This window comes from Marinifaba aquimaris (genome assembly GCF_013328345.1).
GTDB classification, from domain to species: domain Bacteria; phylum Pseudomonadota; class Gammaproteobacteria; order Enterobacterales; family Alteromonadaceae; genus Marinifaba; species Marinifaba aquimaris.
The window spans coordinates 1-23086 of sequence record NZ_JABULX010000044.1; the positions used below are offsets into that span (position 1 = coordinate 1).

Consider the following 23086-nt stretch of genomic DNA (forward strand, 5'->3'; position numbering starts at 1 on the left):
ACAAGCTCTACTGACAGATAGCTTGGTTATGTTTTTTTCTTCAATAACGCGTTGCGTTGCTTTTTTGTGATACGTACTCCGAAATCTTTATCAAGTACATCGACTATCGTTTCAAAGAATTGTGCTTTTATCTTGGTATCTTCTAACTCTTTTTCGAGGGCTTTGATTTTTTGCTCAGGTGTTAAGTCATTGGGTTTAGACATAAGGGGAAGCTCATTCATATGATTGGGAGTACCTTTACTCCAATCTAGTTGACCATATCGGCGAAGCCAAGTTAAAACGGTTGAAGCACCTTGAATACCGTAGTGGTCTTGCGCTTGTTTGTAAGTACATTCGCCTTTTTCTACTTTATCAACGACGGATAATTTAAAGGCAAGTGAATAATCTTTTTGTGTACGCTTAGTTATTGGTTTCATTATCTTCTCCAAATTGAAGTTGGAAAAGTGTCAACCTTATTCAGGACGGGTCACAAGCATAAAAAAAGGGAGCACCATGCTCCCTTTTTAAAAAGATGAACTTACTTCTTATACTAAACGGTCAACAAATGCTTGTGCTTGTCCAATATAAGTCGCTGGGCTTAATTCTTTTAAGCGCGCTTTTTCAGCATCTGGCAATGCTAAACCATCAATAAACTCAGCCATGATCTCTTTATTAACGCGTTTACCACGCGTTAACTCTTTTAGCTTTTCATATGGCTTCTCAATCGCGTAACGACGCATAACAGTTTGGATCGGTTCTGCTAGAAGTTCCCAGTTTTGATCTAGTTCGTCAAGCAGGCTTTGCTCATTTACTTCTAACTTGCTGATACCCTTTAATACCGCTTGGTAAGCAATTAATGAATAACCAACACCTACGCCTAAGTTACGTAATACCGTTGAATCAGTTAAATCACGCTGCCAACGCGATACTGGTAATTTCGCCGCTAAATGATCGAAGATAGCATTAGCAATACCTAAGTTACCTTCTGAGTTTTCAAAATCAATTGGGTTAACTTTGTGAGGCATTGTTGATGAACCAATTTCACCTGCAATCGTTTTTTGCTTAAAGTGACCTAGAGCAATGTAGCCCCAAACATCGCGATCGAAATCTAAAATGATCGTGTTGGCACGTGCAACAGCATCAAACATTTCTGCAATGTAGTCATGCGGCTCGATTTGTGTCGTGTAGGCATTCCAAGTCGCACCTAATGAAGTCACAAATTCTTCACTGAACTGGTGCCAGTCTACTTCTGGGTATGCTGATAAGTGCGCGTTGTAGTTACCTACTGCACCATTGATCTTTGCTAAAATCTCAACGTTAGCAATTTGATCACGCTGACGTTTTAAACGCATGTAAACGTTAGCCATCTCTTTACCCATAGTAGTAGGAGAAGCCGGCTGACCGTGAGTACGTGCCATCATTGCAACATCGCGGTATTCTTTGGCCATGCGCTTAAGTTCAGCTAAGATTTTATCGATGTAAGGTAAAATCACTTCTTCACGAGCTTCTGCTAACATTAACGCATGTGATGTATTGTTAATGTCTTCTGACGTACAAGCAAAGTGGATGAATTCGTTTACTGCATTTAACTCGGCGTTATCCGCTACTTTTTCTTTTAAGAAATACTCAACCGCTTTTACATCGTGGTTAGTAGTACGCTCAATATCCTTGACGCGCTGTGCATCTGCTTCAGAGAAGTTTGCAACGATTGCGTCTAAAACAGCATTAGCTTCGTCACTGAATGCTGGTACTTCTGCAATTGCTGCAGTTTGAGCTAATTTTTGCAACCAACGTACTTCTACTGTTACGCGATATTTGATTAAACCAAACTCACTGAAAATAGTACGTAATTCAGTTGTTTTACTGCCGTAACGACCGTCTACTGGTGAAATTGCAGATAAAGCTGATAAATCCATCAGGATCTCCTATCAGAAAAGATGTAAGTTAAATTTTTTGTAACGCTTGCGTCGCAAATGCAACCCATTTGCTGCGGCGAAAGATAATGTTTCTTCGTTTACCACCTAACTGACGCCAGAGTACAGTAGCTCTGACACCGGCTAATAATAGTGCACGAATCTTATCTTGTATGTCTCTGTGTCTTAAATGTGCTGGGTTACCTAAAATCTGGATTTTGGTACCCAAAGGACTGACAACATCCTTATAAATTCCGGCTAAATTACCGACTACTTGTGAGTCAGTAATTTCAAAATGATCGAGTTGACGGCGTACATCTTCAATACAACGCGATAAGTGCTGAAGGGCGTTTTTATTGGCCATGAGTTTGCGCTCTAAAGTCATCAAGCTCAATACATATCGAGTTAGCTCTGCGTCTTTTGGCGTTGATTTATGCCCCAACTGATCATGAATAATGCGGTAACCTAAATGAAGACTTTGCTCTTCACCAAATACATCAACAGGCTGCTCTGGGTCAGTTTGTAATACCCAACTAAGTACTTCTTCAAGCATGTCATAATCTAATGTACCTTGACGAGCTAACTGTTGTACGCAATAACAAGCTTTACTTATGCCTGCTAATGCCAATGTTTGCTCATACGTTACATGTGACATAAATCAAACTCTCTTTTTCTATTTTATTGTTTCTATTTGATTAGTTCGTCAATGATGCCGCCGCCTAAACACACTTCATCAAGGTAGAATACGGCTGATTGTCCCGGTGTAACGGAAGAAACAGGGTCATCAAAAACGACTTTAATTTCATCATCCGCTGTGCGTTCCAATGTACATGCGATATCTGGTTGACGGTAACGGGTTTTAACCGCGCACTTGATTGTACCTTGAGGCCCTTTTCCATCAACCCAATTTAATTGATGGGCGATAAGACCTTTGGAGAATAACCGAGGGTGTTTTTTACCTTGAGCAACTAGTAACACATTGCGCTCTAAATCTTTATCAACGGTGTACCAAGGTTCAACGCCTTTGTCAGCCTTGCCACCGATACCTAAACCTTTACGCTGCCCTAATGTGTGGTACATCAAACCATTGTGCTTACCAATCACTTCACCATCAACTGTCTCAATATCACCGGGTTGAGCTGGTAAGTATTGTTGTAGGAAGTCGGTAAATTTACGTTCACCGATAAAGCAAATACCGGTTGAATCTTTTTTATCGGCTGTCACTAAACCTTGCTCTTCAGCGATGCGACGCACTTCTGGCTTTTCTAATTCACCAACAGGAAATAATGTTTGGCCAATTTGTTTGGTACCTACAGCATATAGGAAGTAACTTTGATCTTTATTGTTATCTAAGCCACGTAATAACCTAAATTTGCCTTCATCATCTTGGTCACGTCTTACGTAATGACCTGTAGCTATGTAGTCTGCACCGAGCGCATCAGCTGCAAAATCAAGAAACGCTTTAAATTTAATTTCTTTATTGCACATGATATCTGGATTAGGCGTTCGTCCCGCTTTATATTCAGCAAGAAAGTACTCAAAAACGTTATCCCAGTATTCAGTAGCAAAATTAACAGTGTGTAATTCAATACCTAATTTTTCTGCGACAGCTTGTGCGTCTTTTAAATCTTCAGCAGCAGCACAATATTCATCAGTATCGTCTTCTTCCCAGTTTTTCATAAATAGACCTTCAACTTGATAACCTTGTTGAAGTAGAAGATAAGCCGAAACAGATGAGTCAACCCCACCTGACATACCAACAATTACTTTTTTACTACTGTTGTCAGACATTTACGCAAATACCCGCTGTTTAATAATGACAACCTAGTGTGTTTTTTAAATTTCACTAGGTATAAAAATAAGGCGCGATATTCTATCAGGTTTAGATGACCATCTAAACCGTGTTAAAAAGATTTAACTAAATATTTAAAAAATACTCTTAACTGATGAAAGCGGGAAAGATTGACCAGACAGATAATCTTCTATACAGAGCATGACCATAGGGCTGCGCATTTGTGAATCTCTTTGCCTAATTTGATCGAGCGTGAACCAATGTGCGGCTTTGATATCACTGTCTTTAGGGCTTGTTTGAGGGCATTCCCCATCTAGTTCAATGATGTAGCAAAACCTTAAATACTGTATTTGTTTCTCTGGTACTTCACTTTGGTATATACCCAAAACACATTGTGGTTCTAACTTAAGGCCTGTTTCTTCATATAGCTCCCTTTTAGCTGCATCTAGTAGCGTTTCATTTGCCTCTAAATGGCCTGCAGGTTGATTGAATACGACTTTACCGTCATCAATTTCTTCAACAATAAGAAATTTATCTTGGCATTTTACAACTAAAGACACCGTTGTATTGGGCTTGAACATGGTGAATCCTTTTATAAGCTAGTAATCGACACGCTTTCTTAATACTTTGGTTTGACCTCTTTGGGTCTTTTTATCCATGCGTTTTCGTTGAGAACTTTTGGTTGCCTTAGTGGCGATGCGCTTCTTTTGCACTTTAGTGACAGATTTAATGAGTGCTTGTAAACGCAGTAATGCATCTTCTCTATTTTGTTCCTGGGTACGGTATTTCTGCGCTTTGATAATAATGTCGCCGTCTTTAGTGATTCGACTGTCTTTTAATTGAAGGAGTCGCTCTTTATAAAAATCTGGCAATGTTGAATGGTGGATATTAAAGCGCAAGTGAATAGCAGAGGATACTTTATTCACGTTTTGTCCACCCGCGCCTTGGGCGCGGATAGCAGTCAGTTGGATCTCCCAATCAGCGATACTGACGTTGTTTGAAATTTCCAACATAATGTTTACTTTTCAGCGGCAACAACTGAAATTTCAACTAATAAGGCTTCACGAGCCATTGAAGCTTCCACACAAGCTCTTGCAGGTGCATGTCCATCGGGTACCCATGCATCCCATACTTCATTCATTTCTTTAAAATAAGCCATATCTTTTATGTAAATTGTGGCAGATAACATGTGCTCTTTATCACTTCCAGCTTTCTCTAGTAATGCTTCAACTTTATCAAGCATAGTTTGAGTTTGTTCTTTAATACCTTGTTCAGCATCTGCACATACTTGACCACAAAGGTATATAGTACCATTGTGTTTTACAATTCGGCTCATACGAGCGCCAGTTTCAATTCTTTCAATCATTATATTCTCTGTTGTTGTTATTCTGGACGATGCTTTAATTGCATCCCCATTAAGAAGTTTCTTAGCACTTGGTCTTTACACAAACGGAAGTGTTTATGATCGGGTTTTCTAAAAAAGGCACTCAATTCGTGTTTACTCAATCTAAAATCAGCGAGTAAAAGGATATCCAATACATCTTCTGCTTTTAAATCTAATGCAATTTTTAACTTTCTAAATATGATGTTGTTGTTAAGTGTTTTTTCAGGTTCAGGCTGAGGGCCTTCCTTTTTTCCACGTTTGGTATTGATAAAGCCATTTAAAAAAGTGGCAAAAGTAACATCATTAATTGCCAAATACCCTTCGACATCATCTTTTTTTAACCATGCATGCAACTTTAATAACTCTACTTTTAAATCAGCAGCGTCAAAAGTATCTAACATGGCTTTATCGTCTAAATCAAATGTGTATCTCAAACGTCTTAAAATGTCGTTATTCGTCAATTGTGTGATCTCAGTGTTACTTAATAATTTCATTATTTTAACTTGAGTTAGCCACAATAGCTTGGTTTTTGTCACCCCAATGTCACATTAAATGAATAACGTTGAATCTAGATTGGTTACTTAAGCACCAATTAGGTAAAAAGTTATATAAAATCACCTTTGGTTTTACTACAGCCCTTGCCTTTAATTAGCTTTTCAGTTAACTTGTCGCGTAAAAATACAGATACAAATTTGTAGCTGATTTAAATTATAAAAATTACCAAACACTGGTTTAAAGAGAGAAATTATGATCACAAACCTGAACATCACTATCCACCATCATCATTCATCGGATTAGTCTTTCAGGTTTAGTGCTGGAGGACATCGCGTATCTTCCGGAGTCAAATTATAAAAACCCTCGGAAGGTAACCACCTCCCGAGGGTTTTTAAGTTTTTAGGATAGGAAAAAAGATAATGACAGCAGATAACAAACGTTTACGTATTGCCATCCAAAAAGGTGGTCGTTTAAGTGATGAGTCAAAAAAGCTATTAAAAGCATTAGGTGTTAAATTTAGCACGCGTGACCGTCGTTTAATTGCACATTCGAGCAATATGCCAGTTGATTTATTACTCGTACGTGATGATGACATTCCTGGTTTAGTTATGGATGGTGTATGTGACTTAGGTATCATTGGTCAAAATGTATTAGAAGAAGAAAGCCTTGAACGTGCAGCTAAAGGTTTACCAGCCGAATTTAAAGAATTAAAAGTCCTCGACTTTGGTGGTTGTCGCTTATCTATTGCTGTTGCAGAAGAAATGCAATACAACGGACCAGAAGATCTTCAAAATGCCCGAATTGCGACTACTTACCCGCGATTAACTGAGAAGTACATGGGTGAAAAAGGCGTTAACTTATCTTTCTGTTTATTGAAAGGCTCAGTAGAAGTTGCCACCCGTGCCGGTCTTGCTGATGGTATCTGTGATCTTGTTTCTACGGGTGCTACGCTTGAAGCGAACGGCTTAAAAGAAGCAGAAGTTATCTATAAATCTAAAGCAGTATTAATCCAAACTGCATCTCAAATCTCAGACGATAAACAGGCGTTAATCGATACTTTCATGACACGTATCGAAGGTGTAATGCAAGCTAAAGAAAGCAAGTACATCATGCTACATGCGCCAAAAGCAAAGCTAGATGAAGTTATAGCCCTATTACCAGGCTCTGAATCACCTACTGTACTTCCACTTGCAGGTGACGATGAACAAGTTGCTTTACATGTTGTCAGTCCAGAAACATTATTCTGGGAAACGATGGAGCAATTAAAAGCATTGGGCGCAAGTTCAATCTTAGTAATGCCTATCGAGAAAATGCTTAACTAATACGCTTTGATAGTTTGATGTACCTTGTCATTGATAATGTCACTGACTTTCTAAATGACAAGGTAATCCACCCTACTTTCGTATATAGATAGCAAATTAGAATCTCATTTGTGAGTCAGTAATCTACCCAAAAGCCATAGAGGATTTAATTAAAGTGAGTACAGTTTTTGGTCAGACATTAGTTTGGGACACGCTTGATGCATCACAACAAGCACAACTCTTACAACGCCCTGCATTAGGCGATAGTGAGAGCTTAACTGCACTTGTTGCCGATATCATTAAACAAGTTCGAGACCAAGGTGACCAAGTCTTAGTTGACTTGGCCAGTAAGTTTGATGGCGTTGAATTAGCGTCTTTGCGTGTTTCGCAAGATGAAATCAATGCTTCTGAAAAAGAAGTTTCGCTAGAAGTAAAACACGCCATCGACCTAGCTCATGCTCAAGTTAAATCTTTCCATGAAGCACAAAAGCCTCAAAACGTTCGAGTCGAAACCACGCCAGGTGTGGTTTGTGAGTTAATGACGCAGCCAATTCCAGAAGTGGGCTTGTATGTACCAGGTGGTACAGCTCCCTTACCTTCTACAGTAATTATGACAGCCACACCAGCACGTATTGCAGGTTGTGAACGCTTAGTACTGATGACGCCTCCAAATAAAGAAGGAAAAGTTACACCTGAAATCCGCTACGCTGCAAAAGTATGTGGTGTGGATGAGCTTTACATCTCAGGTGGCGCTCAGGCGATTGCAGCACTTGCTTACGGTACCGAATCGATTAAAAAAGTAGATAAAATATTTGGCCCTGGCAATAGCTTTGTAACAGAAGCAAAACAACAAGTAAGCCAAGATGCGTTTGGGGCAGCTATCGATATGCCAGCAGGTCCGAGTGAAGTTTTAGTGATTGCTGATGAAAATGCTGATGCCGATTACGTCGCGGCTGATTTACTGTCACAAGCTGAACACGGTAAAGATTCTCAAGTCATTCTAGTGACTAATTCTGAACAATTAGCACAAGCGACAGAGCAAGCGACAATCGCGCAACTCAAGCTATTACCCAGAAAAGAAATTGCAGAAGCGGCACTTAGCCACTCACGCATTTTTGTGGTTGATAACATTGAACAAGCGATAGATGTGTCTAATCAATATGCGCCGGAACACTTAATTGTTCAAACTGACAATGCGCGTGCACTATTACCTAAATTAAAGAATGCTGGTTCTATTTTCTTAGGCGCTTTTTCACCAGAATCAGCAGGTGATTATGCTTCAGGTACTAACCACGTGTTACCGACTTATGGCTATACCAAAGCCTACTCGAGCCTAAATTTATCTGACTTTAGTCGACGTTACACAGTTCAAGAGCTTAACCAAAGTGGTCTTGAAGCGATTGGTCCTGCCATTATGCACTTAGCTGCTGCAGAAGGTTTAGATGCACACCGTAACGCTGTGGGTATCCGCTTGAATAAAGCTGGCACATTAGCAGGTAATGATATTTTAAAGGATCAATAAGATGAGTTTGGCTGATAAATTAACACGTGAAAATATCAAAGGTTTAGTGCCTTATGAATCTGCTCGTCGCGCATTTTCAGGAACAGAAGGTGAAGGTAAAGTCTGGTTAAATGCCAATGAATCCCCTTTTGCAAACCCCTATAAGCTAGACGACAGTGTACTTAACCGTTACCCAGACTTTCAGCCTGAAAGTTTAATAGACAGTTACGCCCGTTATGCTGGTGTTACTAACAAACAAGTTTTAGCTGGTCGTGGTGCAGATGAATCAATCGAACTTCTGATCCGGACGTTTTGTGACGATAATGACCAAATCCTCATTTGCCCGCCGACATACGGCATGTATGCAATCAGTGCTGAAACCTGCAATATCGGGGTAACAAAAGTACCCACCAATGCAGATTTCAGCCTAAACATCGAAGCAATGGCACAAGCTAAAATTGAAGCTGAGCAAGCAGGCAAACCAATCAAGGTCGTTTTTGTATGTAGCCCTAATAATCCAACGGGCACCTTAGTTTCACACGAACAAATAAAAGCCGTCATAGAGCTTTTTGCAGGCACAGCTATTGTTGCAGTAGATGAAGCTTATATTGAATTTGCACCAGAAAGTTCTGTTGCTTCTTGGATTGATAACTACGACAACCTAGCAATATTGCGTACCTTATCAAAAGCATTTGCATTGGCAGGCCTCCGTTGTGGTTTCACGCTTGCCAATCAAGACATTATCTACGCAATGAGTAAAGTCATTGCTCCGTATCCGATTAGTTGGCCGGTTGCTCAAATTGCTTCTCAGGCTTTAACTGATGAAGGCATTGCTTTAATGAAAAAGCAATTAGTCGAAATTAATAATCAGAAAGACAGAATTCAAGCAGCACTTGATAAGCTCGATTATGTATATGAACAAATCGACAGCTACTCAAACTTCATTATGTTCCGAACCGAACATAAAAAAGCACTGTTTAATACCTTAGTTGAAAATGGGATTTTAATTCGTGATTATTCTAAACAAGTACTTTTAGATAACAGTTTGCGAATTTCAATTGGCAGCGAAGCCGATACAGACAAATTATTAGCCGTAATGCAGGCGTTTAAAGCCTAATTACGCCCATGCAGATTTAACTGATTAGACCTGAATTTTAAACATTAAAAGTACGCCAATTAAGAAGCGTATTAACAAAGTAGAGAAAGGCAAACATGGCCAGAGAGAAAATCTTATTTATCGACCGTGATGGCACTTTAGTAGTAGAGCCGCCTGTAGACTATCAGCTTGATACTTTAGAAAAGTTAGAGTTTGAACCTAATGTAATGACAGCCCTTTTAGCGCTTCGTGCTGAAGGTTTTAAATTTGTTATGGTCACCAATCAAGACGGTTTGGGAACCGATAGTTTCCCAACTGCCGATTTTGAAAAGCCACATAACAAGATGCTCGATATTTTCAAGTCACAAGGTATTGTATTTGATGATATTTTAATTTGTCCTCATTTTGATGAAGATAACTGTAACTGTCGTAAACCCAAGTTAGGCTTAGTATCAGATTACCTGCAAGAAGGTCGCGTCGATTTTGAAAACTCATACGTAATTGGTGACCGCCAAACCGATGTCGAGTTAGCAAAGAACATGGGCATTAAGTACTTTCAGTACAACCCAGAGTCTTGCAACTGGGATCACATCGTTGAGCGTTTAACTAAACAACCTCGTGAAGCTAAAGTCGTCCGCAAGACCAGTGAAACCGACATCACAGTCGAAGTTAACCTAGATAAAGTACAAAAAGCAGATATCTCAACGGGTATTGGCTTTTTTGACCACATGTTAGATCAAATATCGACTCATGGTGGTTTTTATATGAATATTCAGGTTGATGGTGATTTACACATTGACGACCATCATAGTGTTGAAGATACCGCACTTGCGCTAGGTCAAGCACTTAAACAAGCGTTAGGCAATAAAAAAGGTATCGGCCGCTTTGGTTTCTGTTTACCTATGGACGAGTGCTTAGCTCAATGTACATTAGATATTTCAGGTCGCGCATTTACTAAAGTCGATGCCAAATTTGATCATCAATTAGTAGGTGAATTAGCGACTGAAATGGTTCCGCATTTCTTCCGCTCACTAGCAGATGGTATGGCTATTACCCTGCACTTATCAACGACAGGTGATAATGATCACCACAGAGTTGAGAGCTTATTTAAAGTATTTGGTCGTGCACTTCGCCAGGCAATCCGCATCGAAGGCACAGAGTTACCGAGCTCTAAAGGTATGCTTTAAGCATATCTAAGGTAAAACAATGAGTATTGTTATCATAGATACGGCTTGTGCTAACTTATCATCACTTAAGTTCTGTATTGAACGTCTAGGTTATGATGTTTTAGTCACAGCTGATGCTGCAAAAATTAAAGCAGCGAAAAAAGTATTTTTACCAGGTGTAGGCGCTGCTGGCGCTGCCATGCAAATAATCAATGAAAGAAAAATCCCTGAAGTAGTTCGTGAATTAACGCAACCCGTTTTAGGTATTTGTCTTGGCATGCAATTAATGACAGAACACTCTGCTGAAGGTGATGTGGATTGTATTGGCCTTATCCCTGGTGAGATCAACCCTATCGATGCACCAGAGCATGTACGTATCCCCCACATGGGTTGGAATACCTTATCGACTATTCCTGAACATCCATTGTTCGAAGGTATCACAAAAGACGATTACTTTTATTTCGTCCACAGCCTATGCGCAGCGCCAAGTCAATTTACATTAGCGACCTGCGATTATGGCCAAACCTTCTCTGCTAGTATTGCCAAAGACAACTTCATGGGCGTGCAATTTCACCCAGAGCGTTCTGGTAAATCTGGTGCAAAAATTATTAAAAATTTCTTGGAGATGAAAGCATGATCATCCCTGCAATCGACCTTATAGAAGGTAAAGTAGTACGTTTATATCAAGGCGACTACGCACAAAAGACCGAATACAAATTAGACCCAGTTGAAGTGTTGCAAACCTACGCTAAAGGTGGCGCTAAATGGTTACACATTGTTGACTTAACAGGTGCTAAAGACCCAGATGCTCGTCAACTTGAGTTAATCAAAAAAATGGCTGATACAGGGCTGATGAAATTCCAGGCCGGTGGCGGTATTCGCTCGAAAAAAGATGTTGAACAATTACTTGCTAATGGCGTGGATCGCGTTGTTATTGGTTCTTTGGCAGTAAAGCAACCTGAAATTGTTAAAAACTGGATTGAAACATTTGGCCCGGAGGCGATTGTTTTAGCACTCGACATTAATATCGATGAAAATGGCAATAAATTTATCGCAACTCACGGCTGGCAAGAAAACTCAGGTGTCAGTCTTGAAGATACCGTTGATGACTTTTTAAAAGTAGGCCTGCGCCACGTACTTTGCACAGATATTAGTCGTGATGGTACGTTACAAGGTTCTAATGTCGATTTATATAAAGAAGTTTGCGACAAATACCCTCAAATCGTTTGGCAATCATCTGGCGGAATTGGTGGAATCAGTGATATTGAAGCGCTAAAACCAGCCAATGTAGGCGGCGTGATTCTTGGACGCGCCTTATTAGAGGGTAAATTCACCATTGAGGAGGCGATTGCATGCTGGCAAGACGCATAATTCCTTGTTTAGATGTGCGCGATGGTAAAGTCGTTAAAGGGGTTAAATTCCGTAACCACGAAATCATCGGAGACATCGTACCGTTAGCCGAAAAATACGCTGAAATGGGCGCAGATGAGCTTGTGTTCTATGATATCACAGCCTCAAGTGACCAGCGTGTTGTTGATAAAAGCTGGGTATCGCGTATTGCAGAGAAAATCGATATCCCGTTTTGTGTTGCAGGTGGTATTAAAACTGTTGAGCAAGCCCGTATTATCTTAGAAATGGGCGCGGATAAAATCTCAATCAACTCCCCTGCACTGACGACTCCAGAATTAGTAACTGAGCTTAATAAACGATTTGGCCAGCAATGTGTTGTTGTCGGTATTGATTCTTTTTTTAACAAAGAGACAAATCAATACGAAGTTTATCAGTTTACCGGAGATGAAAGTCGTACCCAAAAAACCAATTGGACAACATTTGATTGGATAAAAAAAGTTCAAGAGCTTGGAGCTGGTGAAATAGTGCTTAATTGCATGAACCAAGATGGTGTCCGCCAAGGTTACGATATTGAACAATTAAAGCTTGCCCGTGAAGTCTGTAAAGTACCTTTAATCGCTTCTGGTGGTGCAGGTGCCATTGAACACTTTACTGATGTATTCAAACAAGCTGATGTTGATGGCGCTCTAGCAGCTAGTGTGTTCCATAAAAATGTTATTGAAATGGAAACGCTTAAAAACGTATTAAAAACAGAAGGTGTGGAGATCCGCCCATGTTAGTCACAGCAGAGAATATACAAGAATTAAACTGGGAAAAAGGCGATGGTATGTTACCTATCATTGTTCAAAATGCTTTCTCAGGTAAGATTTTAATGCAAGGTTTTGCTAACGTTGATGCGTTAAATAAAACCTTTGATACGGGGTTAGTCACTTTTTATAGCCGAACTAAAGACCGTTTATGGACAAAAGGTGAAGAGTCGGGAAATCACTTAAAATTAGTTGAGCTATCGACTGATTGTGACCAAGACAGTTTAATTGCACTTGCTAACCCTGTTGGCCCAACATGCCATTTAGGTAATGAAACCTGTTGGGATGAAGATGGCCAACCACAACTTGCATTTTTAAGTGACTTACAAGATGTGATCGCATCGCGTAAAGGTACCGATCCAGAATCAAGCTATACTGCTCACCTTTTTTCTCGTGGTGTAAAACGAATCTCGCAAAAAGTGGGTGAGGAAGGCGTTGAATGTGCTTTGGCTGCAACAGCGGGTGATAAAGATGAACTTGTTTGTGAATCAGCTGATTTACTTTACCACTTAACAGTATTGCTACAAAGTATGGACCTATCGCTAGTCGACGTGGTTAATAAACTTAAAGAACGTCACGCAAAATAAAAGTATATACTTTTTATTGAAGTCAAAACCGCATTGCTTAAAAAGTGCGGTTTTTTTGTATCCTCACTATCCATACTCCCGCCTAATAAACCTCAAAGATAACGAGAAACCCTTATTTTCAACATAAAAATTTAGTTAGATAAATGGCGCCTATCTTTTGTTTTCTACTACTTATCCCATAAATATTTTATATTGTTGAATAAACATGCAGAATTCGCTCCTTAAATAAAACATTTAGGAGCAAGGATGCGTAACGCAATTATTTTATTTGGTATTTTATTACTTTCTGCATGTGGTGGTTCATCTGGGGGTGGTTCTGGTTCTTCTGCGCCATCTTCCAGAACACCTGTTACTAATAAAGCCCCAGAGCTGGTCTTAACCAATAATATGACGGCACTAAGCGGTGGGGTAATTTCAATCAGTCATGATGTTTCAGATTCTGAGGGCGACCCCATCACCCTAACTTGGACAAATCAAATTGATGGTTTGACAATAACGCAATCAACAATGTCTGTAACCAGTATCCAATTACCGGAAGTTCAGCAAGAAACAGAGCTCGTTTTGACGCTTACCGCCACGGATAGTAAAAATGCGAGTACCTCAAAAAGTGTCACCATTATTTTGCAACCTAAGACAGATCAAACGGTTATCGATATTGCTAGCCAATATACTGCAAAAGAAAACACATACTTAAACTTTGTCGTTCCTATCACATCAGAGTACACCATTACAGACATTGAATGGCAATTTGATGAAGCGCTGCGCCTTGATACCTTCACTGAAAATACTATTAGCGATAAATCAGCCCAAAGCACTGTTCAATTATTAATGCCAATGGTGGGGCAGCCGACAGATTACAATGCTGTCATCACTGTCACTGCAAATGGATTGATCACTAAAGAACAAACTGTGATTCGAGTCACTCCAGAAAATAGTGATTATCTCAGCATTTCATTACCGACAAGCTATCAGATTGATGAAGGCAATACTGGTGAAATTTCTGTAAATATCGATAGTAGTGAGTCTGACACCCAAATTAGTTGGAAGTGGCTAGATAGTGACATTACACTGGCTGGTCAATCGACTAAAACAGTATCTTTTGAAGCGCCTGAGGTTTCAGGTACTGAAGTAATAAATCTTGAAGTAACCGTGACTTCAGCAATTGACTCAAAAACTGCGAAAATCCCCGTCACGATAAACGATATCACTACCTATTCTAATGTAACGTTAAGTGCTAACCGAAGCTTAGCGGTAAAGGGCCATGATGTATTTATTGATGTTAAAACGGATAACCCTGATCAAATAGCAACAATTGACTGGACGGTTAGTGAACTTTCAGATCAAAATTACAGTGTTGATGGCGCGCGCCTTAACCTAACTATCCCTGAGCTCAGCAGTGGCTTTTTCATTGATATTTTTGCTGATGCTACCGTGACACTCACAAACGGAACTGAACGCCATCTCAGTCAAACTATACGTGTATTAAATCATTACTCGTTAAATAGTGAACTCAATATTGGACATGATATTGATGAGCCATTAGCGCTTTATAACAATGAAAAAGGTCAGTTTGTAGTAGATGTATCAAGTAGTCATACGTTAATTGATGCCATCACCGTCGATTTACCTTTTTCTACACTATCTTTTTCAACCGAATCGGCTGAAATTATTGATGGTGACATCATCGTTAATTTACTTACTGATGAAATAACAGAGGAAACAGAAACAACATTAGCCATTACAGCTTTTGTGGGAGATTACCAAGTAAATGACTATATCAAGGTTCGCCTTGTTCCATCTCACTACTCTATTTACCCGGGCTTGACCGAACTATTTTTTGTTGGCTCTGAAGTAAAGCTATTTCATCAAATCTTCTACGACGGTGAATTAACTGACAAAACTGCCACTTGGCAAAGAGAAACGCTAATCGGTGAGATTATTGATAATCCAGATGGTGTATCTAGCTATTTAAGCTCTTCATCGTTTGCCAACGAAGTAGAGTTAAACGCATCTTTTAATGATGGTAATGCTGATACCCAAAGCTCAAAAGTGCTAGATATGTATCGCGCACTAACAGAATCTACTGACGATATAAGATGTACCGTCACTGGGGTAAACACCTATTGTATCTATGACAGTAGAACAACCCGCTTCACACTTGAAACACCTGAGCAAAAACAACTGAAGGTAACTAATGACGTTGCTTGTATGTTGACTCAAAACAGCGAAGTGGAATGTCTCGGTAACACGAATAACCCAATCATCAGTGAATTACCTGAATTAGTAGGACCAATTGAACGAATCAACTTAGTTGGCGATCAAGATGCTTGTGTCCAGTTTGGCAATGGTACTTGGCAATGTTGGGGTAATAACCCAAGGCATATTACCCCGCTTATCGCTAAATTTAGCCATGTTTACGGCATTACCCAATACAAAGACAAAACGTGTTTAGTGGCTGATGGTTATCTCAATTGCTTTAATGAAGTGGGCGTCGCCGATTACTCAGATAAGACAGGTATGATAAAAATCCTGCAAGAACGCAGTGAAGGCTTATGTTATCAATACACCCACCAAAAAAGCACAACTTGGCAATGCCCTAACGAGCTAAGGTAAGCATAACTAACAAATACCTATCGCGTTTTAAGCGCGATAGGCTTTTTTACCATCAAGGTATTTTGTAATTAATCGTCTAAACGACGCAACCAATCATCTAACGCACGGCCAATTGCGTCTGGTTGATCTTCAGGTAGATAGTGAAGCCCTTGACCAACAAATGTTGTTTCAAGGTTATCAATTTTATCAACGTACCAATCAAGTACCTGAGGCGAGCTATCAACACTAGGTGAGCTATAGATATAAAGCGTTGGCATTTCCGTTTTACGCATGAAGCGTTTTATACCGCGCATTACCCGTTCTGTATGAACAGGCTCTCCGGCTACCGGTAATTGATTTGGCCAAGCTAATAAAGGTAATCGCGATTCTGGCGCTAAATAAGGTGCTCTATATGCTTCCATCGCCTCATCACCCAGTGTTCTATTTACCGACCCAGGTAAACCTTGTTCAATCCAGATATTTTGATCAATAACCAGCATAGGCCCTAGAACCGGATCCCTTAGCGTTTCAAAAAATTCGCCCGCCGGACCTAAGCTCTCGAAACTCTCGGCAGGAAATTGTGGAGGTAATACACCTTCCATAAATGCCAGCGCTTCAACTTTATTTGGATTTTTCTTAGCATAGTGCCAAGCAATCGCGGCGCCCCAATCATGTCCCACCAAAATCACATCTTCAACATCTAGCGCTTTAATGAATTTACTAAAATACTGATATTGTTCTTTAAAGCTATATTCAATATCAGGTTTACCTGAATCGCCCATGCCAATTAAATCAACGGCAATGGTTCTGTGTGTATCAGAAACGTATGGCATAACGTTACGCCATGAATAAGAAGATGTCGGGTTACCATGAACAAATATAACCGTATCACCTTCACCTTGTTCAAGGTAAGACATCCAACTATCTTTGACATCTATTGTATGCTGTTCAATGTTATGTACTTCACTGATAACTGGAAGCGGAAGCTTAGTTTCGCTTTGTGCAACTAATGGCAAGGTACTGCCAATTAATGTGAGCAAAAGTGTACGTGCTAATGTCATTGTTATTCTCCTTGAGAGTTAATGTGTAAAGATCAAAATCAATCATTAACTAGTGGGCAATTCTATATTTGCCTCTAGTGCTCAAGTACTTTATGGCTTTTTTTAACCATAAAAATCCCTTTAATTGGAAATGACTCAATAATTAACTTAAGTGTTATATTTCAATGATATAGAAGTGTAATTTTGGCTAGAATGACTGGTATGCACTCAATAAACACAAAGAATCACGTACAAATTAAAAAGAGCTGAACCCATTTTGGTTTGAAATCTTATATGCATCGAGATCTTCAAACTTTTACTTAATAATTAATGATCAAAATAAAGATTGTGTGCATTATTCATTGCCTTTAGCCAACAATTAAACGATTGACATTGCACAGAATTAAACCTAGTGTAATCACATGATTTTTATCAATTTCTTCACATGCAAAACCACTACAACCCGCACCACCACGATGTGGCTGGGGGAACTATTGCTTGGATGAAATTTGCCCGCTTACCAAGAAAGCCCTCCAGTCACCTGCGAGGGCTTTTTTATACCCAAAATTAACTTTTGGTCTAAACCACAGATATACACATAGCGATATAAAAAAGGAGTCGCATGATGGAACAATCTTTATATGAACGTTTAGGTGGATCGGCAGGTATCAATCAAACTGCAAGTGATCTAGTTGATTTACACCTGGTTAACCCTGCGTTTTCAGCCCGCTTTAAAGACTCAAACCCGGATAGTTTAAAAAAAGCAGTAGCCACTTTTTTTATTACAGGTACGGGCGGCCCTAATTTCTACCAAGGCAAAAACATGTTAGAGGCACATCGCGGTATGAATATCTCTTCTCATGAATTTTTATCGGCTATTGATGATGCGATGCAAGCATTGAGCAAAAACAACATTGCTCAGCGAGAGCAAGAAGAAGTACTTTTTGCACTTTACAGCATGAAAGATGAGATTGTTTTAGTTTAAAACACACTGCAGCTAAATAGGATGCCCAGTCAATCTAGGTATCTTTTTTAAACAACTTGGCGATATCAATGAAACTTGTATATGTAATGGACCCTATGTGCGCTTGGTGTTATGCCTTTGCACCAGAATTGGCGGCTTTTTTATCAGAAAACAGTCAATTAGAGTTAGATTTGATCATGGGTGGGCTAGCGCCAGATACCCAAGAACCCATGCCACAGGAGATGCGAGAAACCATCGCTGGTTATTGGCATCAAATTGAAGCGAAAACACAGATTAAATTTAATCACAAGTACTGGCAAATGAATACGCCTTATCGCTCAACTTACTTGGCTTGCCGTGCGGTGATTGCTGCCTCTCATATGATTGAAGATGGTGCTCGGTTGATGATTGAGGCTATTCAAACTGCATATTATCAACAAGCTAAAAATCCATCTTTAACTGACACACTCTGTGATTGCGCCAGTACAATTGAGATAGATGTGAATCAATTTAACCAACACCTTACGTCACAACACACGCAAGCAGAGTTTATACAGCATTTAGCAATCAGCCAACAATTTGGTGTAACGGGTTTCCCTGCCCTTTTTTATATAAATGATGACAAATACGTTTTGCCATTAACATTAGGATTTTGCACAGCAAAAGAGCTGACAGATAACTATAACGCGCTGAGACATAAGCGTTGAAGATACAACAAACATTTATCGCTAACAATGCGGTAAAATCTCAAATCTTTTTTGATTACACCAAGTTATAAAACGAAGAGAAAGATCAGTGAAATTACTTAAACAATATGACGCCCTTATCGCATCTGACATTACCAATGCACGTGATGGTATGGGTGTTGAAGTATACCTAGAAGATAAATTACTGTTAGAAATATTCAAAGACGTTAGTTTAAACCAAAGCTCAATGACATTATTTGATAAGCATGTACCGCTTGAGTTAATAGAAGCGAGTATCGAATATTTCAAACAAGCGCTTAGCGAGCCTGTTGATCATTAATGCTAGGTAAGAAGGTAAGTGTTTATATAAATACTTAAGTCATATTCCTTGTGTAATTTCATTGATTATCAAAGCTAATCTCGTTTAATCTAAATACAAATGTGGTTATTTTTTCATAAGGATATTGAAATGCAATTTGGTCGTTTTTCTTTACTGTTCAGTTTTTTTAGTTTTATGCTGTTCAGTTCAAATACTGTTGGTAAAGAGGAACAAGCGCAAGCACATTTATACTTAGGCCAAACGCCGCCTGGTTTAACTGCCATACCTTTTGCAACCGAGTATCTAGATAAAGGCCATCGTGTTGGCTCAGCAACATTTAGCACTGACTTATCCGAAATATATTTCAGAAGACGCGGTGGCGAATATAAACACAATACCTTGTTTGTATACAAATATCAGAATGGACAATGGGTAGAATCATTAGTCGCTAGCAAAGCTGGTCAGCCATTTATTTCTTCCGATGGTCATACCCTACATTTAGGTAAACAATTGCGTGTTCGTGAAAACAATCAGTGGTCAGGGATTCAACAGCTAGGCACTACTTTTGCCGATATTCCCATCATGCGATTAACAGCATCTCAATCGGGTACCTATTATTTTGATGAAGCCACAGAGAAAGGCAATATTCGTTTTTCAAGGCTAGTCGATGGCCATTATCAAACACCACAATCTTTGAGTAAAACCATCAACTCAGGTAAGTGGACGGCCCACCCTTTTATTGCACAAGACGAATCGTATTTAATTTGGGATAGTGTCAGATATGGTGGTTTTGGTGATAGCGATTTGTATATTTCATTTAAACAACCCGATGGTTCTTGGGGCATGGCCATAAACTTAGGCAAAGCGATTAATACAGAGCACCAAGAACAGTTTGGTAGCGTGTCACCCGATGGTAAATATTTATTCTTTAACCGCGCTTATGGCCAAAATGGTGATAAAGCCCAAATTTATTGGATAAGTGCAAAAATAATCGAAGCCCTAAGACCACATTTTTAACTGCGCTAATCCCTGCATCAATTTAGCCAGTGTTTACCTTAACGCTGGCTTTTTTACCTCAACACTAGATAAAAACCAGCCTTTTGTGATTTGACGGCATGTCCTTTTAACTCACTTCACATTTATGTAGGCTAAAAATGTTTTTTATATTTAAAGGATACTTATCCATGTTGCGACTGTTTTTAAGTGCGAGTGTTGGTTTAGCGCTCAGTGTGGGAGCATCGGCAAACGATGTTATGACGCCAGAAAAACTTTGGGAAGTAAAGCGTGTGAGCGCTTTGGGCCTAAACCATGAGCAAACCCATGTTATCTATAAAGTGACTACCCCGAGTGTTGAAGATAACAACTTTAGCAGCAAAGTTTATCAAGTACCGGTTAAAGGTGGCGCGTCTCAATTGCTTGATGCGTACCAAGGTGTACTAAAAGATGACAAAATTTCGCCAGATGGTAAAAAAAAGCTATTCCACGAATCAGTTAAAGTGGAAAGTATTCTAGCCAAAGATGTTCATTCTGATCTGTCTCAAGCCGACGCTTATGTTTTTGATGATTTAAATTATCGTCATTGGGATACATGGAAAGACGGCAGCTTTAAACACGTTTTTTATCAAGATTTAATTACAGAACAAAAAGTCGATATCCTTGAAGGTAAGGCATTTGAAAGTCCTACATCACCGTTTGGTGGCTCCAGTGATTACACTTGGGGTCCAAAGGGCGAGAATATCTATTATGTGAGTAAAAAACTAGCAGGTACGGATTATGTAAAAAGTACCAATACAGATATTTATCGCTATAACCTTGAGAGTGAAAAAATAACGAACCTGACACAAAGTAATTTAGGTTATGACAAGTATCCTGCTTTTTCATCTCAAGGTCAGTTAGCATGGCTGCAAATGGATAAGCCGACTTATGAAGCAGATAAAACGGATATCATCGTTAATCTAGCTGGCAAACAGGTAAATTTAACTGGACATTGGGACGGCACAGTCTTCAGTTTTAAATGGAGTCATGATGCAAAAAGCATTTACTTCATTGCTCCAATAGATGGCACTATCCAGTTATTTGAAGTTGCGGTTACCCAACAATCCAAACCAAGTATCAAACAGTTAACGCAAGGTCAATTTGACGTTAATGGTATTGTCGCAGCGCTAGAAGGTCAGCTTGTTGTTACCCGTAACAGCATGAATCGGGCAAAAGAAATTTATCGTTTCGATCTTGCTGATAAACAATTAACGGCATTAACAAGCGTTAATGATGCGTTTTATGCAGAATTAGATTTACCTAGAGTGAAAAAGCGCATGGTTAAAACATCAGATGGCCAAGACATGACGACTTGGGTTATCTATCCACCTAATTTTGATAAGCGCAAGCAATATCCAACACTTCTTTATTTACAAGGCGGACCACAGTCACCACTTTCTCAATTCTACTCTTACCGTTGGAACTTCCAAGTAATGGCGTCTCAAGGCTACATAGTGGTTGCCCCTAACCGCCGCGGTATGCCAGGACATGGTACAAAATGGAATGAAGACATCAGTAAAGATTGGGGCGGTAGAGCAATGCAAGACTACCTTGATGCCATTGATGATGTTGCTAAAGAGTCTTACGTTGATAAAAAACGTATTGGCGCCATAGGTGCAAGTTTTGGTGGCTATTCTGCATTTTACTTAGCGGGTAACCATGACGGTCGCTTCTCATCCTTTATCTCTCACTGTGGTGTTTTTGATTTACGCAGCATGTACGGTACAACCGAAGAATTATTTTTTGTAAATCACGATTTTGGTGGGGCTTATTGGGAACAAAGTAATCCTGCGGTAAGCAAAACGTATAACGAGTTCAACCCTATTAACTATGTTGATAAATGGGATACACCTATGTTTGTCATTCATGGTGGAAAAGACTACCGCGTACCTTTAGGTCAAGGTATTCAGGCTTTCCAAGCAGCTAAATTACGTGGTTTGAAGAGTCGTTTCTTATATTTCCCAGAAGAAAACCACTGGGTATTAAATCCGCAAAACGGTATTGTATGGCAGCGTGAATTCTTTAAATGGTTAGATGACACATTATAAGACTACGCATTAAATGAATAGACGTTAAAAATGCCAGACGCCATCGTCTGGCATTTTTGTATCTACTCAAATAATAAGCTAATTTAAGGCCCACAATACATTTCACGGACTCACCAAGATGATTTATGCCTTGTTTGCTATGGTCATTCTGACGTTTATCGTCGGTATCATTGCACTTGTTGTAAGATTTAAAAGCGTATCGAACGGCCAGGTTAAAATTAAATATTATCAGGCTATGCAAGGTCAAACTGTGCCTGAGCGTGTTACGCAAACAACACGCAGTTTCAACAATATGTTCGAAGTACCTGTGTTGTTTTATGTAGTATCAACACTTTTTGTAAGCCTACAAATTGACAGTGATACCGCGCTTTACTTAGCTTGGATTTTTGTCAGTTTCAGAGTTGCACACGCATGGGTTCACCTTACCTATAATAATGTTATCCATCGCATGTTGATGTTTTGGGGCGGCGTAATAGCCGTGTTAGGCATGTGGTTGGTTTTAATTATCGCTATTCGTTAATTTAAATAAAAAGGCGCTTTATTAGCGCCTTTTGTAAGTATCTTGACCCGTCCTGAATAAGGTTGACACTTTTCCAACTTCAATTTGGAGAAGATAATGAAACCAATAACTAAGCGTACACAAAAAGATTATTCACTTGCCTTTAAATTATCCGTCGTTGATAAAGTAGAAAAAGGCGAATGTACTTACAAACAAGCGCAAAACCACTATGGAATACAAGGGGCTTCAACCGTTTTAACTTGGCTTCGCCGATATGGTCAACTAGATTGGAGTAAAGGTACTCCCAATCATATGAATGAGCTTCCCCTTATGTCTAAACCCAATGATTTAACACCTGAGCAAAAAATCAAAGCCCTCGAAAAAGAGCTAGAAGATACCAAGATAAAAGCACAATTCTTTGAAACGATAGTCGATGTACTTGATAAAGATTTCGGAGTACGTATCACAAAAAAGCAACGCAACGCGTTATTGAAGAAAAAAACATAACCAAGCTATCTGTCAGTAGAGCTTGT

Annotated in this window: 23 protein-coding genes, 2 pseudogenes and 1 other annotated feature; of the genes and pseudogenes, 16 read left to right on the forward strand and 9 right to left on the reverse strand. The window is 39.4% G+C overall.

Going from position 1 to position 23086, the window contains the following annotated elements; translation table 11 throughout:
• Window positions 1–29: 29 nt before the first annotated feature.
• The 8 genes and pseudogenes from HR060_RS18080 to HR060_RS18115 all read right to left on the reverse strand — a co-directional run.
• Window positions 30–416, reverse strand: a pseudogene (locus HR060_RS18080) (IS3 family transposase); the annotation flags it as partial.
• A 108-nt stretch (window positions 417–524) separates the two neighbouring features.
• A complete protein-coding gene (gene purB, locus HR060_RS18085; protein WP_174201686.1) occupies window positions 525–1895 on the reverse strand; it encodes an adenylosuccinate lyase in 1371 nt (456 codons plus the stop codon).
• A gap of 28 nt (window positions 1896–1923) precedes the next feature.
• A complete protein-coding gene (hflD, locus tag HR060_RS18090) occupies window positions 1924–2547 on the reverse strand; it encodes a high frequency lysogenization protein HflD (RefSeq protein ID WP_174201687.1) in 624 nt (207 codons plus the stop codon).
• Window positions 2548–2579: 32 nt separating this feature from the next.
• Complete coding sequence (gene mnmA / locus HR060_RS18095; RefSeq protein ID WP_174201688.1) at window positions 2580–3683, reverse strand: tRNA 2-thiouridine(34) synthase MnmA; 1104 nt, start codon at window positions 3681–3683, stop codon at window positions 2580–2582.
• Between the two features lie 135 nt (window positions 3684–3818).
• The gene (locus HR060_RS18100; RefSeq protein ID WP_174201689.1) at window positions 3819–4265 is read right to left on the reverse strand and encodes an NUDIX hydrolase; all 447 of its coding nucleotides are present in this window, start codon (window positions 4263–4265) and stop codon (window positions 3819–3821) included.
• 18 nt (window positions 4266–4283) lie between these two features.
• Entirely contained in the window at window positions 4284–4697 is a 414-nt protein-coding gene (gene arfB, locus HR060_RS18105) for an alternative ribosome rescue aminoacyl-tRNA hydrolase ArfB (protein WP_174201690.1), read from the reverse strand.
• Between the two features lie 5 nt (window positions 4698–4702).
• Window positions 4703–5053: a RidA family protein gene (locus HR060_RS18110; RefSeq protein WP_343044277.1), complete on the reverse strand. Its 351-nt coding sequence runs from the start codon at window positions 5051–5053 to the stop codon at window positions 4703–4705.
• A 14-nt stretch (window positions 5054–5067) separates the two neighbouring features.
• Complete coding sequence (locus HR060_RS18115; protein ID WP_174201707.1) at window positions 5068–5529, reverse strand: YehS family protein; 462 nt, start codon at window positions 5527–5529, stop codon at window positions 5068–5070.
• A gap of 312 nt (window positions 5530–5841) precedes the next feature.
• Window positions 5842–5960: a sequence feature (His leader region), on the forward strand.
• Between the two features lie 22 nt (window positions 5961–5982).
• On the opposite strand from HR060_RS18115, the gene hisG reads away from it, so the two are divergent.
• The 9 genes from hisG (at window position 5983) to HR060_RS18160 (ending at window position 15983) form a co-directional block, all read left to right on the forward strand.
• Window positions 5983–6885 (forward strand): ATP phosphoribosyltransferase, encoded by a 903-nt coding sequence (hisG, locus tag HR060_RS18120; protein WP_174201692.1) that lies wholly within the window; start codon window positions 5983–5985, stop codon window positions 6883–6885.
• 154 nt (window positions 6886–7039) lie between these two features.
• Complete coding sequence (gene hisD / locus HR060_RS18125; protein WP_174201693.1) at window positions 7040–8386, forward strand: histidinol dehydrogenase; 1347 nt, start codon at window positions 7040–7042, stop codon at window positions 8384–8386.
• A gap of 1 nt (window position 8387) precedes the next feature.
• The gene (hisC, locus tag HR060_RS18130) at window positions 8388–9482 is read left to right on the forward strand and encodes a histidinol-phosphate transaminase (protein ID WP_174201694.1); all 1095 of its coding nucleotides are present in this window, start codon (window positions 8388–8390) and stop codon (window positions 9480–9482) included.
• 95 nt (window positions 9483–9577) lie between these two features.
• Window positions 9578–10648 (forward strand): bifunctional histidinol-phosphatase/imidazoleglycerol-phosphate dehydratase HisB, encoded by a 1071-nt coding sequence (gene hisB / locus HR060_RS18135; RefSeq protein ID WP_174201695.1) that lies wholly within the window; start codon window positions 9578–9580, stop codon window positions 10646–10648.
• 19 nt (window positions 10649–10667) lie between these two features.
• Window positions 10668–11264, forward strand: coding sequence for an imidazole glycerol phosphate synthase subunit HisH (hisH, locus tag HR060_RS18140; protein ID WP_174201696.1), 597 nt, complete (start codon window positions 10668–10670; stop codon window positions 11262–11264).
• Window positions 11261–11998, forward strand: a complete 738-nt coding sequence (hisA, locus tag HR060_RS18145) for a 1-(5-phosphoribosyl)-5-[(5-phosphoribosylamino)methylideneamino]imidazole-4-carboxamide isomerase (protein WP_174201697.1) — start codon at window positions 11261–11263, stop codon at window positions 11996–11998. Before hisH ends, hisA begins: the two co-directional genes overlap by 4 nt.
• Window positions 11980–12756 (forward strand): imidazole glycerol phosphate synthase subunit HisF, encoded by a 777-nt coding sequence (hisF, locus tag HR060_RS18150; protein ID WP_174201698.1) that lies wholly within the window; start codon window positions 11980–11982, stop codon window positions 12754–12756. The genes hisA and hisF overlap by 19 nt, the downstream gene beginning before the upstream one ends.
• A complete protein-coding gene (hisIE, locus tag HR060_RS18155) occupies window positions 12750–13370 on the forward strand; it encodes a bifunctional phosphoribosyl-AMP cyclohydrolase/phosphoribosyl-ATP diphosphatase HisIE (protein ID WP_174201699.1) in 621 nt (206 codons plus the stop codon). The genes hisF and hisIE overlap by 7 nt, the downstream gene beginning before the upstream one ends.
• A gap of 246 nt (window positions 13371–13616) precedes the next feature.
• Window positions 13617–15983, forward strand: coding sequence for a hypothetical protein (locus tag HR060_RS18160; protein WP_174201700.1), 2367 nt, complete (start codon window positions 13617–13619; stop codon window positions 15981–15983).
• Between the two features lie 68 nt (window positions 15984–16051).
• Here the strand turns inward: HR060_RS18160 and HR060_RS18165 are convergent, their stop codons facing one another.
• Complete coding sequence (locus HR060_RS18165) at window positions 16052–17023, reverse strand: haloalkane dehalogenase (protein WP_174201701.1); 972 nt, start codon at window positions 17021–17023, stop codon at window positions 16052–16054.
• Window positions 17024–17624: 601 nt separating this feature from the next.
• Between HR060_RS18165 and HR060_RS18170 the strand changes: the two genes are divergently transcribed.
• The 7 genes and pseudogenes from HR060_RS18170 to HR060_RS18200 all read left to right on the forward strand — a co-directional run.
• Window positions 17625–17987, forward strand: a complete 363-nt coding sequence (locus HR060_RS18170) for a group I truncated hemoglobin (RefSeq protein WP_246283217.1) — start codon at window positions 17625–17627, stop codon at window positions 17985–17987.
• A gap of 68 nt (window positions 17988–18055) precedes the next feature.
• Window positions 18056–18673, forward strand: a complete 618-nt coding sequence (locus HR060_RS18175; protein WP_174201702.1) for a DsbA family protein — start codon at window positions 18056–18058, stop codon at window positions 18671–18673.
• 88 nt (window positions 18674–18761) lie between these two features.
• Window positions 18762–18992: a hypothetical protein gene (locus HR060_RS18180; protein ID WP_174201703.1), complete on the forward strand. Its 231-nt coding sequence runs from the start codon at window positions 18762–18764 to the stop codon at window positions 18990–18992.
• Between the two features lie 129 nt (window positions 18993–19121).
• Window positions 19122–19988: a hypothetical protein gene (locus HR060_RS18185; protein WP_174201704.1), complete on the forward strand. Its 867-nt coding sequence runs from the start codon at window positions 19122–19124 to the stop codon at window positions 19986–19988.
• A 167-nt stretch (window positions 19989–20155) separates the two neighbouring features.
• Window positions 20156–22054 (forward strand): S9 family peptidase, encoded by a 1899-nt coding sequence (locus HR060_RS18190; protein ID WP_174201705.1) that lies wholly within the window; start codon window positions 20156–20158, stop codon window positions 22052–22054.
• Between the two features lie 118 nt (window positions 22055–22172).
• Window positions 22173–22574 carry an MAPEG family protein gene (locus HR060_RS18195; protein WP_174201706.1) on the forward strand — a complete coding sequence of 134 codons (402 nt, stop codon included), beginning with the start codon at window positions 22173–22175 and terminating at the stop codon, window positions 22572–22574.
• A 96-nt stretch (window positions 22575–22670) separates the two neighbouring features.
• Window positions 22671–23057: pseudogene (locus HR060_RS18200) on the forward strand (helix-turn-helix domain-containing protein); the annotation flags it as partial.
• Window positions 23058–23086: the final 29 nt, after the last annotated feature.

Excerpts from the sequence above, each read along its gene's own strand:
- hisH (WP_174201696.1), top strand. The coding sequence starts at position 10,668 with ATGAGTATTGTTATCATAGATACGGCTTGTGCTAACTTATCATCACTT.
- HR060_RS18185 (WP_174201704.1), top strand. The coding sequence starts at position 19,122 with ATGCAATTTGGTCGTTTTTCTTTACTGTTCAGTTTTTTTAGTTTTATG.
- purB (WP_174201686.1), bottom strand. The coding sequence starts at position 1,895 with ATGGATTTATCAGCTTTATCTGCAATTTCACCAGTAGACGGTCGTTAC.
- hisIE (WP_174201699.1), top strand. The coding sequence starts at position 12,750 with ATGTTAGTCACAGCAGAGAATATACAAGAATTAAACTGGGAAAAAGGC.
- HR060_RS18195 (WP_174201706.1), top strand. The coding sequence starts at position 22,173 with ATGATTTATGCCTTGTTTGCTATGGTCATTCTGACGTTTATCGTCGGT.
- hisG (WP_174201692.1), top strand. The coding sequence starts at position 5,983 with ATGACAGCAGATAACAAACGTTTACGTATTGCCATCCAAAAAGGTGGT.
- hisF (WP_174201698.1), top strand. The coding sequence starts at position 11,980 with ATGCTGGCAAGACGCATAATTCCTTGTTTAGATGTGCGCGATGGTAAA.
- HR060_RS18160 (WP_174201700.1), top strand. The coding sequence starts at position 13,617 with ATGCGTAACGCAATTATTTTATTTGGTATTTTATTACTTTCTGCATGT.
- arfB (WP_174201690.1), bottom strand. The coding sequence starts at position 4,697 with ATGTTGGAAATTTCAAACAACGTCAGTATCGCTGATTGGGAGATCCAA.
- mnmA (WP_174201688.1), bottom strand. The coding sequence starts at position 3,683 with ATGTCTGACAACAGTAGTAAAAAAGTAATTGTTGGTATGTCAGGTGGG.
- HR060_RS18170 (WP_246283217.1), top strand. The coding sequence starts at position 17,625 with ATGATGGAACAATCTTTATATGAACGTTTAGGTGGATCGGCAGGTATC.
- HR060_RS18165 (WP_174201701.1), bottom strand. The coding sequence starts at position 17,023 with ATGACATTAGCACGTACACTTTTGCTCACATTAATTGGCAGTACCTTG.
- HR060_RS18190 (WP_174201705.1), top strand. The coding sequence starts at position 20,156 with ATGTTGCGACTGTTTTTAAGTGCGAGTGTTGGTTTAGCGCTCAGTGTG.
- hisB (WP_174201695.1), top strand. The coding sequence starts at position 9,578 with ATGGCCAGAGAGAAAATCTTATTTATCGACCGTGATGGCACTTTAGTA.
- hisC (WP_174201694.1), top strand. The coding sequence starts at position 8,388 with ATGAGTTTGGCTGATAAATTAACACGTGAAAATATCAAAGGTTTAGTG.
- HR060_RS18100 (WP_174201689.1), bottom strand. The coding sequence starts at position 4,265 with ATGTTCAAGCCCAATACAACGGTGTCTTTAGTTGTAAAATGCCAAGAT.
- HR060_RS18175 (WP_174201702.1), top strand. The coding sequence starts at position 18,056 with ATGAAACTTGTATATGTAATGGACCCTATGTGCGCTTGGTGTTATGCC.
- hflD (WP_174201687.1), bottom strand. The coding sequence starts at position 2,547 with ATGTCACATGTAACGTATGAGCAAACATTGGCATTAGCAGGCATAAGT.
- hisA (WP_174201697.1), top strand. The coding sequence starts at position 11,261 with ATGATCATCCCTGCAATCGACCTTATAGAAGGTAAAGTAGTACGTTTA.